Annotated in this window: 10 protein-coding genes; 8 read left to right on the top strand and 2 right to left on the bottom strand. The window is 75.4% G+C overall.

Annotated elements, in window-relative coordinates:
* Positions 1 to 124: 124 nt before the first annotated feature.
* Positions 125 to 1,078, top strand: coding sequence for a CoA ester lyase (locus tag E9565_RS14895; RefSeq protein WP_236827981.1), 954 nt, complete (start codon positions 125 to 127; stop codon positions 1,076 to 1,078).
* 76 nt (positions 1,079 to 1,154) lie between these two features.
* Here the strand turns inward: E9565_RS14895 and E9565_RS23320 are convergent, their stop codons facing one another.
* Entirely contained in the window at positions 1,155 to 1,505 is a 351-nt protein-coding gene (locus E9565_RS23320; protein ID WP_236835672.1) for a DUF4190 domain-containing protein, read from the bottom strand.
* Positions 1,506 to 1,683: 178 nt separating this feature from the next.
* On the opposite strand from E9565_RS23320, the gene E9565_RS14905 reads away from it, so the two are divergent.
* The 4 genes from E9565_RS14905 (at position 1,684) to E9565_RS14920 (ending at position 9,138) form a co-directional block, all read left to right on the top strand.
* Complete coding sequence (locus E9565_RS14905) at positions 1,684 to 2,883, top strand: acyl-CoA dehydrogenase family protein (RefSeq protein WP_236827979.1); 1,200 nt, start codon at positions 1,684 to 1,686, stop codon at positions 2,881 to 2,883.
* Between the two features lie 148 nt (positions 2,884 to 3,031).
* Entirely contained in the window at positions 3,032 to 3,967 is a 936-nt protein-coding gene (locus E9565_RS14910) for an NADP-dependent oxidoreductase (RefSeq protein WP_236835674.1), read from the top strand.
* 74 nt (positions 3,968 to 4,041) lie between these two features.
* Positions 4,042 to 4,734: a DUF1028 domain-containing protein gene (locus E9565_RS14915; RefSeq protein ID WP_236835676.1), complete on the top strand. Its 693-nt coding sequence runs from the start codon at positions 4,042 to 4,044 to the stop codon at positions 4,732 to 4,734.
* Positions 4,735 to 4,806: 72 nt separating this feature from the next.
* Complete coding sequence (locus E9565_RS14920; RefSeq protein ID WP_236835677.1) at positions 4,807 to 9,138, top strand: FtsK/SpoIIIE domain-containing protein; 4,332 nt, start codon at positions 4,807 to 4,809, stop codon at positions 9,136 to 9,138.
* A gap of 73 nt (positions 9,139 to 9,211) precedes the next feature.
* Here the strand turns inward: E9565_RS14920 and E9565_RS14925 are convergent, their stop codons facing one another.
* Positions 9,212 to 9,508 (bottom strand): WXG100 family type VII secretion target, encoded by a 297-nt coding sequence (locus tag E9565_RS14925; RefSeq protein WP_236827975.1) that lies wholly within the window; start codon positions 9,506 to 9,508, stop codon positions 9,212 to 9,214.
* A 200-nt stretch (positions 9,509 to 9,708) separates the two neighbouring features.
* Between E9565_RS14925 and E9565_RS14930 the strand changes: the two genes are divergently transcribed.
* The 3 genes from E9565_RS14930 to E9565_RS14940 form a co-directional block, all read left to right on the top strand.
* On the top strand, positions 9,709 to 10,020 hold the full coding sequence (locus tag E9565_RS14930; protein ID WP_236835679.1) for an EthD family reductase: 312 nt from the start codon (positions 9,709 to 9,711) through the stop codon (positions 10,018 to 10,020).
* A 4-nt stretch (positions 10,021 to 10,024) separates the two neighbouring features.
* Positions 10,025 to 11,566 carry an acetolactate synthase large subunit gene (locus E9565_RS14935; RefSeq protein WP_236827973.1) on the top strand — a complete coding sequence of 514 codons (1,542 nt, stop codon included), beginning with the start codon at positions 10,025 to 10,027 and terminating at the stop codon, positions 11,564 to 11,566.
* Positions 11,567 to 11,729: 163 nt separating this feature from the next.
* Positions 11,730 to 14,644, top strand: a 2,915-nt coding sequence (locus E9565_RS14940; RefSeq protein ID WP_236835681.1) for a hypothetical protein, incomplete at its 3' end; no start/stop codon positions are given.

Below are 14,644 nucleotides of genomic sequence, written 5' to 3' on the forward strand. Positions count from 1 at the left end.
CTCACAGGCCCGCGGCGGTCCCCTGCGACGCGGCCGGCTGGCGCTCGTCGATGGGGGTCGGGGGCCGCGGAGCGGCGTCGCTACCCTCCGGTAGCCGAGATTTCCGATCCCTAGCGGAGGCACCGTGGCCGAGCTCCGATCCCGTCGTTCCAACCTCGCCGTCCCGGGCAGCAACCCCCGGTTCCTGGAGAAGGCCAAGGGGCTGCCGGCCGACCAGGTCTTCCTCGACCTCGAGGACGCGTGCGCCCCGCTGGCCAAGCCCGGCGCCCGCAAGAACATCGTCGCGGCCCTGAACGAGGGTGGCTGGGGCGAGAAGATCCGCACCGTCCGGGTGAACGACTGGACGACGGAGTGGACCTTCCAGGACGTGCTGGAGGTCGTCGGCGGGGCCGGCGCGAACCTCGACTGCATCATGCTGCCGAAGGTCCAGGACGCCGCCCAGGTCAAGGCGCTGGACATGCTGCTGACCCAGATCGAGAAGGCCAACGGCTACGAGGTCGGCCGGATCGGCATCGAGGCGCAGATCGAGACGGCGCAGGGCCTGATCAACGTCAACGACATCGCGTTCGCCAGCGACCGCATCGAGACGATCATCTTCGGCCCGGCCGACTTCATGGCCAGCATCAACATGAAGTCCCTGGTGGTCGGCGCCCTGCACCCCGACTACCCGGGCGACCCGTTCCACTACATCCTCATGCAGATCCTCATGGCCGCCCGCGCCCGCGGCGTGCAGGCCATCGACGGCCCGTTCCTGCAGGTGCGCGACGTGCCCGCCTTCGAGGAGGTCGCCAAGCGCTCGGCGATGCTCGGCTTCGACGGCAAGTGGGTGCTGCACCCGGGTCAGATCGACGCCGCCAACGAGATCTACGCGCCGTCGCAGGAGGACTACGACCACGCCGAGCTGATCCTCGACGCCTACGACTGGGCGACGTCGGAGGCCGGGGGCAAGAAGGGCTCGGCGATGCTGGGCGACGAGATGATCGACGAGGCCAGCCGCAAGATGGCGCTGGTCATCGCGGGCAAGGGCCGGGCCGCCGGTCTGCAGCGGACGTCGTCCTTCACCCCGCCGGAGAGCTGAGCTCTCCCTCCGGACGGGGCCCGGGTCGGCCCCGTCCGGAGGCTCGGCCCGAGCGTGCGAGGGCTGAGGGTCGGGCTCAGGGGCCGAACCCGGTGCTGGTCAGGGTCGCGAAGGCGGCGATCCAGAGCAGGACGACCAGCACGAAGAAGCCGGTCACCACGGCGCCGACGATGATCCCGGCCAGCGCGAGCCCGGCGCCGTCCTCGCCGGTCCGGCGGATCTGCCTGCGGGCCACGATGCCCAGCACCAGCCCGGCCGGCGCGAAGACGAACGCCATCACCAGGGCGAGGATCGCCAGGGTGTTGGTCGGCCGGCCCCACTGCGGAGGGCCGTACCCCGGGGGCGGGCCGTAGGGCTGCCCGTAGCCGGGCGGGGGGCCGTAACCGGGGGTGGTGCCGCCGTACGGCGACTCGTCGCGGGAGGTCACCCGCGGCACGCTAGCCCGCGTGGTCCGCCGGCGGTCGGACCACCGCACCGTCGCCCGGCATCCCGCAGTCCCGTCCGGGACCGCACCCGGGAGTGACCGAGCGCACGCCGAGGGCGCCCTCCCGGTGGCCCATACTCACCGGTAGCCCGGACACCGAGGTCCCCCGAGGAGCGAACCTGTGACGCGACTGGCCCAGACCGCCGACCTGACCGACATCCAGCAGGAGATCCTGTCGACGGTCAGGAACTTCGTCGACAAGGAGATCATCCCGCACGCGCAGGAGCTCGAGCACGCCGACGCCTACCCGCAGGAGATCGTCGACGGCCTCAAGGAGCTCGGCATCTTCGGGCTGATGATCCCCGAGGAGTACGGCGGTCTCGGCGAGTCGCTGCTCACCTACGCGCTGGTGGTCGAGGAGATCGCCCGCGGCTGGATGAGCGTCTCCGGCGTCATCAACACGCACTTCATCGTCGCGTACATGATCAAGCAGCACGGCACGCAGGAGCAGAAGGACCACTACCTGCCCCGCATGGCCACCGGCGAGGTGCGCGGCGCGTTCTCGATGTCCGAGCCGGGGCTGGGCTCCGACGTCGCCGGCATCCGCACCAAGGCGGTCAAGCAGGCCGACGGCGGCTACGTCATCGACGGCCAGAAGATGTGGCTGACCAACGGCGGCAGCTCCACCCTGGTCGCGGCGCTGGTGCGCACCGACGAGGGCGCGGAGAAGGCGCACCAGAACCTCACCACGTTCCTCGTGGAGAAGCCGGCCGGCTTCGGCGAGGTCAAGCCGGGGCTGACCATCCCCGGCAAGATCGACAAGATGGGTTACAAGGGCGTCGACACCACCGAGCTGGTGTTCGACGGCTACCGCGCGGAGGCGTCCGACATCCTCGGCGGTGAGCCGGGCCGCGGCTTCGCCCAGATGATGGACGGCGTCGAGGTCGGCCGGGTCAACGTCGCGGCGCGCGCCTGCGGCATCTCCATCCGCGCCTTCGAGCTCGCCGTCGCCTACGCCCAGCAGCGGGAGACCTTCGGCAAGCCCATCGCCCAGCACCAGGCGATCGCCTTCCAGCTGGCCGAGATGGCGACCAAGGTCGAGGCCGCCCACCTGATGATGGTCAACGCCGCCCGCCTCAAGGACGCCGGCAAGCGCAACGACGTCGAGGCCGGCATGGCCAAGCTGATCGCCAGCGAGTACTGCGCCGAGGTGACCACGCAGTCCTTCCGGATCCACGGCGGCTACGGCTACTCCAAGGAGTACGAGATCGAGCGCCTCATGCGCGAGGCGCCGTTCCTGCTCATCGGCGAGGGCACCAGCGAGATCCAGAAGACGATCATCAGCCGGGGTCTGCTCAAGACCTACAAGCTCAAGGGCTGAGCACCCGGACCCGGCCCCGTTCCTCGACGAGGAGCGGGGCCGAGCCGTGTGCGGGGGCAGTAGCGTCCTGCCCCTCGAGGGTGGGCAGAGCGCCACTGCCCGTCGGCCCTGTCCGGCCCCTCGCGGGCGGGGGTGTAGGCAGGGGGGCATGCGTGCAGCGGGAGTGACCGAGTTCGGCGGGCCGGAGGCCCTGCGCATCGTCGACGTGGAGCCCGAGCCCCTGGGGCCGGGTGAGGTGCGGCTGCGGGTCCAGGCGGCCGCGGTCAGCCCCACCGACACCCACGCCCGCAGCGGCGCCTACGCCGAGCGCGACCCGGTGAAGACCCCGCCGTGGGTGCCCGGCATGGACGTCGCCGGCGTCGTCACCGAGCTCGGCGAGGGCGTGGACCACCTGTCCGTCGGCGACCTGGCGATGGGCATCGTCGTGCCCTTCGGCCCGTTCGGCGCCTACCGGGAGGACAAGGTGCTGCCCGGCGACTCCGTCGTCCGTGCGCCGGCCGGGGCGACGGCGGTGGAGGCGTCGACCCTGCCGATGAACGGGCTCACCGCCCGCTTCTCGCTCGACCTCATGGGGCTGCGGCCCGGCGAGGTGCTCGCGGTGACCGGCGCGGCCGGGGCCTACGGCGGGTACGTCGTCCAGCTGGCCAAGGCCGACGGCCTCACCGTGGTCGCCGACGCCTCGGCGGCCGACGAGGAGCTGGTGCGCGGCCTCGGTGCCGACGTGGTGGTCCGCCGCGGGGACGACGTCGCCACCCGCATCCGGGAGCACGTCCCGGACGGCGTGCACGGGCTGGCCGACGGCTCGGTCCAGGGCGAGGCGGTGCTCCCTGCGGTGCGCGACGGGGGCGCGGTCGCGACGGTGCGCGGCTACCGCGGCAACGGGGAGCGCGGGCTGCGCTTCTTCCCGACGATGGTGCGCAAGGTCGCCACCGACCGCGCCGCCCTCGACCGGCTCCGGCAGCAGGTGGAGGAAGGTGCGCTGACCCTCCGCGTGGCACGGACCTTCCCGGCCGAGCAGGCGGCCGAGGCCCACCGCGTGCTGGAGGCCGGTGGCGTGCGCGGCCGGCTCGTGCTGACCTTCTGAGCAGCCGGGCCGGTTGAGCGCCGCGCGGGAGGGGCAGGAGCGGCGGGACGACCAGCGACGGACGGAGATCCGGCATGACCTTCTCGATCGTGGCGCGGTGCCCGCACACCGGCGAGTTCGGCGTCGGCGCCCTGACCGCGCTCATGGGGGTCGGCAAGCTCGTGGGGCATGCGTCGCCGGGCGTCGGCGCCGCCGCGTCGCAGGCGTCGATGAACCCCTACCTCGCGCTGGACGGGCTCCGCCTGATGGCCGAGGGGCTGGAGGCGCCGGCCGCCCTGGGGGAGGTGCTGCGGCGCGACCCCGGGCGCGACGTGCGCCAGGTCGGGATCGTCGACCGCAACGGCTGCACCGCGGCGTGGACCGGCGAGCGCACGCCGGGCTGGTCGGGCCACCTGGAGGACGACGCGGTGGTCGTGTCGGGCAACCGCCTGGTCGGCCGGCACACGCTCGAGGCGGCGTTGGAGGCGTTCCACGCCCACCGCGACCGGGAGCTCGCGGAGCGGCTGGTGCTCGCCGTGGAGGCCGGCGAGTCCACCGGCGGCGACACCGAGGGAGCCCGCTCGGGACACGTGCTGGTGCTCGGCACGGAGGCCTACCCGCTCTGGGACATCCGGGTGGACTCGGAGAAGGACCCGGCCGTGCGCCTGCGCGAGCTGTTCGAGGAGTACCGCACCGACTTCCTGCCCGAGGTGCAGCGGCTGCCGACCCGGCGGGACCCGGTGGGGGCGGCCACCCGGGAGCTGCTGGGGGAGGACGCCGGGAACTGACCGGCGCCCGCGCCCCGGGGTTTTCCACAGCCGCGCCGGCCCGGTACCGGCGCGTCCGCCTACCGTCCGGACGTGCGGGTCCAGCTGAGCATCGCCCAGGACGACGGCACCTCGCTGGACGTCCTCGCCGACGTGGACGACGACCTGCCGGTCGGCCGGTTCGGCGCGGAGCTGGCCCGGGTGGCCGGCGTGCCCGCCCGCGGCGTGTGGCTCTCCGGGATGCGGCTCGACGCCGGGCAGCCGGTGGGGGAGAGCGACCTCGTCGACGGCGCCGTCGTCCACCTGACCCCCGGCGCCGCCGCGTCACCGCCCCGCGGCTGGCAGCTGCGGGTGCTCAGCGGCCCGGGCAGCGGTCTGGTCGCCGAGCTGCCGGTCGGGGAGCACGAGCTCGGCCGCAGCGGCCCGTTCGGCCTCGCCGACCCGGCCGTGTCCCGCCGGCACGCGCTGCTGCGGCTGGGGGCGGACGGCGCCACGTTGCGCGACCTCGGCTCGGCCAACGGCACCACGCTCGAGGGGGCGCCCGTGCCGGAGGACGACGACGTGCCGGTGGCACCCGGGCAGGTCGTGCAGCTCGGCGACACCCAGCTGGTGGTCGGGCCCGCCCCGGTCGCCGACGCCGCGGTCGAGCCGGCCGGCCCGGGGACGCGCGCTCTCGTCCGCGCCCCCCGGCTCCTGCCGTCGGCGCGCGAGGTGCGGGTGCAGCTGCCGCAGGCGCCGACGGGCCGCGATCCCCGCCGCCTGCCCTGGCTCATGGTGCTGGCACCGCTGCTGGTCGGCGTCGTGCTCGCCGCCGTCATGCGCTCGCCGCTGTACCTGGTGTTCGCCGTGGCGAGCCCGGTGATGCTGATCGGCAACACCGTCGCCGACCGGCGGCAGAGCGCCCGCGAGCAGCGCCAGGAGCGGGCCGGTCACGAGCGGGAGCTCGCCCGCGCCCGGGAGCGGATCGACGCCGCGGTGGCCGAGGAGACCGCCCGCCGGCGGGACGCCCACCCCGATCCGGCGACCGCCCTGCTCACCGCCGTCCTGCCCGGCCGGCGGCTGTGGGAGCGGCGCCGCACCGACCCCGACGCCCTCGACCTGCGCCTGGGCGCGGCCGACCTCCCCGCCCGCGTGGTCGTCGACCGCGCCGGCGGTGGCGAGCCGCCCGAGCAGCGCACCGTGCACGCCGTCCCCGTGGTGGTGCCGCTGGGCGAGGCCGGCGTGGTCGGGCTGGCCGGGCCCGCCGGGCCGCTCGCCGGGCTGCTGCGCTGGGTGGTGCTCCAGCTCGCGGTCACCCACCCGCCGCGCGACCTCGGGCTCACCCTGCTCGCGCCGGGGGGCGGGGCGGGCTGGACCTGGGTGCGCTGGCTGCCGCACGCCCGCCCGGCCGACGGCGAGGGGCCCGTCGCGCTCGTCGGCACCGACACCGAGACGGTGGCCGCCCGCGTCGCGGAGCTGACCGCGCTGGTCCGGGCCCGCCGCGCCGCGAGCACCGGCCGGGCCCTCCCGGAGTCCTTCCCGGCGCACGTGCTCGTCGTCGACGGCTACCGGGCGCTGCGGGCCACCCCCGGGCTGGCCCAGCTGCTGCAGGACGGCCCGGCGGTCGGGGTGTACGCCGTCTGCGCCGACGAGGAGGAGCGCTTCCTGCCCGAGTCGGCGACGGCCACGGCGCTGCTGGACCCGGCGGACGAGGCCCGGCTGGTCCTCCGTCGCAGCGGGCACGATCCCGTGCCGGCGGTGCTGGCCGAGCCGGTGCCGGTGGAGCTCGCCGAGCGGGCGGCCCGGGCGCTGGCCCCGCTGCGCGACGTGGCCCCGGAGGACGACGCCGTGCTGCCGGGCAGCGTGCGGCTGCTCGACCTGCTGGGCCTGGAGCCCCCCACCGCCGACGGCGTGCGGGCGCGCTGGCAGCTGGAGGGGCGCAGCACCCGGCTGGTCGCCGGCGCCGGGCTGCACGGCCCGTTCACGCTGGACCTGCGCACCGACGGGCCGCACGGGCTGGTCGCCGGCACCACCGGCGCGGGCAAGTCCGAACTGCTGCAGACGGTGATCGCCTCGCTGGCGGTGGCCAACCGCCCGGACGCGCTCAACCTGGTGCTCGTCGACTACAAGGGCGGCAGCGCGTTCGAGGACTGCGTGCACCTGCCGCACACCGTCGGCATGGTCACCGACCTCGACCCCCACCTCGTGCGGCGGGCGCTCACCTCGCTGCGGGCCGAGCTCACCCACCGGGAGCACCGGCTGGCCGACGCCGGGGTCAAGGACGTCGAGGACTACGTCGCGCTGCAGGCCCGCGAGCCGGGCCGGCCGCCCCTGCCGCGGCTGCTCATCGTGATCGACGAGTTCGCCTCGCTGGCGCGGGAGCTGCCCGAGTTCGTGACCGGCCTGGTCGACGTCGCGCAGCGGGGGCGGTCGCTGGGCATCCACCTGCTGCTGGCCACCCAGCGGCCCAGCGGCGTGGTGTCACCGGAGATCCGCGCCAACACCAACCTGCGCATCTCGCTGCGGGTGACCGACGGCGCGGACAGCAGCGACGTGCTCGACGCGCCCGACGCCGCCCGGATCGCGAAGTCCGCGCCGGGCCGCGGGTTCGCCCGGCTCGGGCACGGCGCGCTGGTGCCCTTCCAGGCCGCGCGGATCGGCGGGCGCCGGCCGGGCCGGCGCAGCACCGCCCCGCCGGCGCCGTCCGTCGTGCCGGTGGGCTGGCACCAGCTCGGGTACGCGCCGCCGCGGAAGCCGGCGACGGCGGCCCGCGCCTCCGACGACGAGGTCACCGACCTCTCCGTGCTGGTCGGGGCCGTGCGGGCCGCGGCCGAGATCGACGGCGTGCCCGCGCAGCGCAGCCCGTGGCTCCCGGCGCTGCCCGCGCGGGTGCCGGCCACCGACCTCGGGGCACCGGAGGGCGGGGCCTCGCCCACCTGGCTGCCCTACGGCCTGCAGGATGTCCCCGCGACCCAGGAACGGCGGGTGGCCGCCTTCGACCCGGCGGCCGACGGGCACCTGCTGGTGGTCGGCTCGCCGAAGAGCGGGCGCTCGCAGCTGCTGCGCACCCTGGCCGGGGCCGCCGGCTCCCGCTGCTCGATCGCCGACCTGCACCTCTACGCGCTCGACTGCGGCAACGGTGCGCTGCTGCCCGTGGCCGACCTGCCGCACTGCGGCGCGGTGGTCACCCGCACGCAGACCGAGCGCGCCGCCCGGCTGCTCGACCGGCTCGCCCGGGAGCTGGAACGCCGCCAGCAGGTGCTGGCCGAGGGCGGCTTCGCCGACGTCGCCGAGCAGCGCCGCTCGGTGCCGGCGGGGGAGCGGCTGCCGCACGTCCTGCTGATGCTGGACCGGTGGGAGGGCTTCACGCCGGTGCTCGGGGAGCTCGACGGCGGCCGGCTCACCGACGTCGTGACGGCGCTGGCGCGCGAGGGCGCCTCGGCGGGGATCTCACTGGTGATCACCGGCGACCGGTCGCTGGGCACCGGGCGGTTGTCGTCCCTCACCGACGGCCGGCTGGTGATGCGGCTGGCCGACCGGGGCGACTACCCGCTGGTCGGCGTGCCCGGCCGGCAGGTGCCCGACTGGCTGCCGCCGGGCCGGGCGGTCACCGTCGAGGGTGCGGTGGAGACGCAGGTCGCGCTGCTCGGCGAGGACGCGTCCGGGCAGGGGCAGGCGGCGGCGCTCGCCGCGATCGCGGAGGAGGCGCACGTCCGGGACGCGCTGGTGCCACCGGAGGCCCGCCCGTTCCGCGTCGACGTGCTGCCCGCGCGCCTGGGCTTCGAGGCCGCCTGGGACCTGCGCCCGGCCGACGCCGGACCCGGCTTCGCGCTGGTCGGCGTCGGCGGGGACGAGCTGGCCGCGGCCGGGCCCGACCTGGTGGAGCGGGGGCCGGCGTTCGTCGTCGCCGGTCCGGTGCGCTCGGGCCGGAGCACGCTGCTGGCGGTGATGGCGGAGTCGCTGCTGCGGCGGGGCAGCGCGGTCGTCGTCTGCGCGCCGCGGCCGTCCCCGTTGCGGGCGCTGGCCGGCCGCCCCGGGGTGCTCGACGTGGTCGTCGACGCCGCGGCGCCGGCCGATCGGTGGCGGGAGCTGCTGGCCGCCGAGCCGGCCCGGCCGCTGGTGCTGCTGCTCGACGACGGCGAGGTCCTGCGGGACTGCCCTGCGGGGGAGGTGTTCCGCGCGGTCGTGCGCGGGGAGGTGCCGGGCCGCGGGCTGGTGCTGGGCGGGAACGCCGACGCGCTCTGCACCGGGCTGTCGGGCTGGCAGGTGGAGGTGCGGAAGGTTCGGCAGGGGGTGCTGCTCTCACCGCAGGGCAGCACCGACGGCGACCTGATCGGGGTGCGGGTCCCGCGCGGCGCTCTCGGCGGGCCGGTGCGGCCCGGGCGCGGGCTGCTGCACCTCGGCGACGGCGCCCTGCGCACGATCGCCGTGCCCACCGTGCCCTGACCGTCTCGGGGCCGGGACGCCGCCGGCCGCCTCGCGCGGGGCGGGGCGGCCGGCGGCGGTGCGCTGGTGGCGGTCAGCGGCCGAGGGCTCCGGCGAGCTGGGCGTCGGCGTCGCGGAAGGTGGCGGCGGCCTGGGTCAGGTACTGCGCCATGCCGTCGAGGCCGGCGACGGTGTTGCGGGCGCCGGCGGTGAACTCGTCGTAGGCGGCGGCGAAGCTGCGGCTGGAGGCGTCGGTGACGTAGCCGTCGGCGACGAGCTGGTCGACCAGGCCCTTCAGCTGCGCGAGCATGCCGTCGATCTCGGCCCGCCCGCCGGTGAGCCGGCCACCGGCGTCTTCCATCTGCTGGTAGGTGACGTTGACGTTGGCCATCGCGGGTTCCAATCGGGAGATCCGGGTGCACCGGGCACCGGCGGAAGCGGATACGCGGCGGAACGTAACAGCGCTGACCGGCGGGTCCGCCCGCTCGGCGGGGGCCTGTGGACAACCGTGCGGCGGTGGACGGCGGACTCGCGCCGCGGGCGGAAGCCCTGTTTGCTGACGGGCGGTAGGACCTGCGGAAGGAGTTCGGGATGGTGCACAGGCTCGTGGTCAGCTACGGACAGCCGGAGGACCCGGCCGCGTTCGACGCCTACTACCGGGAGACGCACACGCCGCTGGCGCTGCGCCAGCCCGGCCTGGTGCGGCTGACCTACGGCAAGGCGGCGTCGCTGGACCCGGCGCAGCCGGCGCCGTACCTGGTCGCGGAACTCGACTTCGACTCCGAGGAGGCGATGACGCAGGCCCTGGGGTCGCCGGAGGGGCGCGCCGCCGGGCAGGACCTCGCCAACTTCGCCACCGGCGGCGCCACGTTCGCCCACTTCGACGTCCAGCAGGTGAGCTGACCCGGTGAACGGCGCACAGGCACTGATCCGGACCCTCGTCGACGCGGGCGTCGACGTCTGCTTCGCCAACCCCGGCACGTCGGAGATGCACTTCGTCGCCGCCCTGGACGACGTCCCGGAGATGCGGGGCGTGCTGACGCTGTTCGAGGGCGTCGCGACCGGAGCGGCCGACGGGTGGGCGCGCATGACCGGCCGGCCCGCCGCGACGCTGCTGCACCTGGGCCCGGGCATGGGCAACGGGCTGGCCAACCTGCACAACGCCCGCCGCGGCCGGGCACCGATGCTCAACGTCGTCGGCGACCACGCCCGCTCGCACAAGCGGCTGGACGCCCCGCTGGAGTCCGACATCGACGCCGTCGCCGGCACCTTCTCCACGTGGGTGCGCCGCTCGCTGTCCCCGGCCGACGTCGCGGCCGACGCCGCCGACGCGGTGGCCGCGGTCGCCACCGGCGGCATCGCGACGCTGGTCCTGCCCGCCGACGTGTCGTGGGAGGAGGGGGCCGAGGTCGCCGCCCCGCGCCCGTCCCGGCCGCGGCCGCGGGTCGCGCCGTCGGTGGTCGACGACGTCGCCGCGGTCGTGCGCGCCGACGAGCCGGTGGTCCTCCTGCTCGGCGGCGACGTCATGGGGGAGGAGGGGCAGCTGGCCGCCGCCCAGGTCGCCGCGGGCACCGGGGTGCGGCTGATGGTGGAGACCTTCCCGGCGCGGTCCACGCGCGGCGCGGGGCTGCCCGACCTGCACCGGCTGCCCTACCCGCCGGAGATGGCGATGGCCGCCCTCGCGGGCACTCGCCACCTGGTGCTGGCCGGCGCGACCGCACCGGTGCACTTCTTCGGCTACCCCGGGGTGCCCGGCCACCCGGTGCCCGAGGACTGCACGGTGCACGTGCTCAGCGGGCCGGGCGAGGACGGCACCGCGGCGCTGCGGGCGCTGGCCGACCTGGTCGCCCCCGACGCCAAGCCGGAGGTCGCCGAGTTCGAGCGGCCCGAGCTGCCCACCGGCCGGCTGACCCCGCGCACGATGGCCGCGGTCGTCGGCGCGCTGCTGCCGGAGAACGCGATCGTCGTCGACGAGGCGCTCACCTCGGGGGCGGGGCTCACGGAGATGACCTCCGCCGGCCCGCGGCACGACTGGCTCGCGCTGACCGGCGGGGCGATCGGCGACGGCCTGCCGATGGCGCTGGGCGCGGCCGTGGCCTGCCCGGACCGGCCGGTGATCGGCATCCAGGCCGACGGCAGCGCGATGTACACGATCTCGGCGCTGTGGAGCTACGCCCGCGAGCAGGCCGACATCACGACCATCATCTGCGACAACGGCTCGTACAAGATCCTCGAGCACGAGCTCTCCCGGGTGGGCGCGGCCAACGACGGCGAGCGCGCCCGCAAGCTGCTCGACCTCGGCGGCCCGCGGCTGGACTTCGTCGGTATCGCGCAGGGGATGGGTGTCCCGGCGAGCCGCGCGGGGACGGCGGAGGAACTGGCGGAGCAGCTGAGCCACGCGCTGGCCGAGCCCGGCCCGCACCTGGTCGTCGCCGCGCTGGGCGGCTGACCGGCCGGGCGAGGAGGTCGTGATCGCCCGACGAGCCGCGACCGGACCGCTGTCCGGCGGGTGGCCGCGGGTATAGCGTCGCGCTCGCGGCGGGGGCCCGACCCTCGCGGACGGGCTCTCGACCTCCTCGCACCCGGCAGCGGGCACCCCGCGGGAGTCGACGATGGCCTCAGGTGACGGCCTGCCGAGCAGGCTCGGGATCTTCCTCGTCGACGCCGCTACCGGTGCCGTGCTCACGCGTCGGGCCGTCTACGCCGAGGTCGAGGTGCCGGTGCGCCCCGCGCGTGGATCGCTGCCCGTGCGCCTGAGGTCGGTGCTCGACGAGGCCGTGCACGGGAGCGGCGCCCTCCCGGCCGACGAGGCCGATCGTGTGGTGGCGGCGATCGAGGACGCCCTGGCCGAGACCCTGCCGCAGGACGAGCTCGAGCGACTCGAGACCCAGCCCGACGAGGTGCGGGAACTCGTCGAGGAGATCGTGCACGGCATCCTCGAGCACGTACCGGGGGGCAGCACCGACCAGCTCTCGGACGGCGAACTCTCCGAAGCGACCGCGACGGTGCTGCGCCGAGCGGCCGAGGCGCGGGGGCTGCCGGTCCGCCCGCCGGTGTCCGGTGCGTGGCGCAACCCGCTGGGGGTGCTGGTCTCCGACCACGCCGGCTACGTCAGCTTCGACCTCACCCGGCTGGCCCCCGCAGCCCGGGGGCTGCTCGCGGGCGCGGTGGCGGAGCTGCGCTCCGGGGGTGCCGGACCCCTCGGGGTCGCCGTGCGCGTGCACCCCTTCGGCGGGGAGCGTCTCGACGTGCTCCCCCAGGGCAGGCTCGCCGACGACGCCGTGGTGGGCCTGGTCCACGCGCGGGGCGCCGACCTCCCCGTGGAGGCGGTCAGCGGCCTCCCGGCCATGCAGCGGCCCGGCCTCACCGACTGGCTGCTGTCACCGGGGTCGTTCGCGGCCAACCCGCAGCAACTGGTCGGCGGAGACGGCTGCGAGCACCTCTTCCCGGCGGCGCTCGCGCTGCAGGAGTTCGTGCTGCGGCAGGTCGTGCGCATCGTCGACCCGAGCGACGACCTGCGGGTCCCGGACGGGTTCCGGGCGGCGTACGTCGACGAGTACAAGGTCACCTGGCACGCGCTGGGGCACTCGCTCGGGGAGATCCGTTACAGCCTGCCCCTGGCCCCCGGGGAGAGCGTCCGGCTCGCGGTCATCGACTGGTCCTGGCAGGCCGGCACCACGCGTACCGAGGACACCGCGCTGGAGGAGACCCTCCGGCACGAGACCTCCCGGGACCGCACCGTCGCCGAGACCGTCCAGGCGGCGCTGCGGGAGACCCAGCGCGGCTCCTCGTTCATGGGCGGGACGGCCGGGTCGGTCGGGGGCAGTGCCGGCGCGGACGTGGGCGTGGTCGGCATCGGCGCGGCGGCGGGCAACACCTTCAGCCTCGGCGGGTCCACGGCCACGACGTCGGGCAGCCGTGACCTGGTGGCCGAGAACGTGCAGCGGCTCTCCGACGACTTCGCGCAGACCAGCGCCGCGCGGCGGGAGCTGCAGTCGACCGTCGTCGTCCAGGCGCAGGAGACGCAGAGCCAGACCATCCAGACCCGCACCTTCACCAACTACAACCGCGCGCACACCCTCACCGTCCTGTACCACGAGGTGCTGCGGCACTACCGGGTGACCACCGAGTGGGTCCGCCGCAGGCACGCCGTCCTGGCCAAGCTCCCCGCCCTGGTGGACTTCGACGCCGACCGGGCCAGGCAGCACCGCTGGCAGCTGGAGCCGGCACTGCTCGACCCCACCGTCGCCCCGGGCTTCGCGGCGATCGAGAAGCTCCGCGCCGCGAAGGCGGACCTGACCCGACGGGGCATCCCGAACGGGGTGGCACCGACGCCCGGGTTCTGGGAGGGCGACCTGGAGTTCGAGATGTTCGAGCTCGGCATCAAGTCCCGCGACGGGGAGGGGACGGAGGAGCCCGTCGTCGGCTACGTCGTCGTCCCCGGGACCGGGCTGGCGGAGAAGAAGTACGAGTTGCACTACGTCTACAAGGGCGCCTCGCCGGTGGGTGGGCTGCACGACCTGAACAAGGGCGGCCGGTTCGAGAGCAGCGCGACCATCTGGACCTTCGTGAAGCCGCACGACCCGGTGACGGGACGGCACGTGCCGGTGCGCTGGGGCGACATCCTGGGCTTCCAGTTCGAGAAGTGGGGGGACGACGACGTCTGGCGGGTCGACTGGCTGACCATCAACGGCCTGGGCGCGAACGGGCTGTTCGTCTCACTGACCGAGGGCTCCCGCGACGTCGACCTGTGGTTCGAGGACGAGGAACCCGGGGGCTCGGAGGCCTTCACCTGGATCAAGCGGCCCGCCCCCCGGCAGCCGGACAACCCCGGGATCCCCGGGGCCGACGCCGCGCTGACCCCGGAGGAGCACGCGTCGATCGACCGGCTCGTGACCCACCTGCAGTCGGCTCGCGAGCACTACAACCGCGTGCTGCGGCTCACCACCGACCCCGGCGCTCTCGCCCGGGCATTCGAGTCCCAGCAGTGGACCGCCGGCGTCTCGATGGACGAGGCGGTCCTGCCGCGGCCGCTGGAGGTGTTCGGCAGCTACGTCGCCTACCCCCTGGCCCGCCAGCCGTCCGACGAGGAGGTCGAGCGCCGGGCCGGTGCCCTGCGGGCACGATCCGAGGTGCTGATCACGATGCCGACCCGCGGCGTCTTCGCCGAGGGGAAGCTGGGCCACTGCAGCGTCGCGGAGGAGATCGACAACACCCGCTTCTGGAAGTGGGAGGAGCACCCGCTGCCGATCACCCCGTCGGAGATCGCGCCGGCCGTACCCGTCGCCCCCACCCCGCAGCAGCAGGACGCCACTCCCACGGCGTTCCCGGCGCCGGTGGTCACGGTCGTCGCGCCCGGCCAGGCCCCCGACCCGACCGGGCTCGCCGCCGCCCTGGACCTGCTGGGTCGCCCGGAGATCTTCCGCGACATGTCGTCCCGGGCGGAGGTGGCCGACCTGCTGGCGCGGCTCTCGGACAACACCATCTCCATCGCCGAGGCGGCCAACCGGGCACGGCAGATCACCGG

This window comes from Blastococcus sp. KM273129 (genome assembly GCF_021698995.1).
Lineage (GTDB): Bacteria > Actinomycetota > Actinomycetes > Mycobacteriales > Geodermatophilaceae > Blastococcus.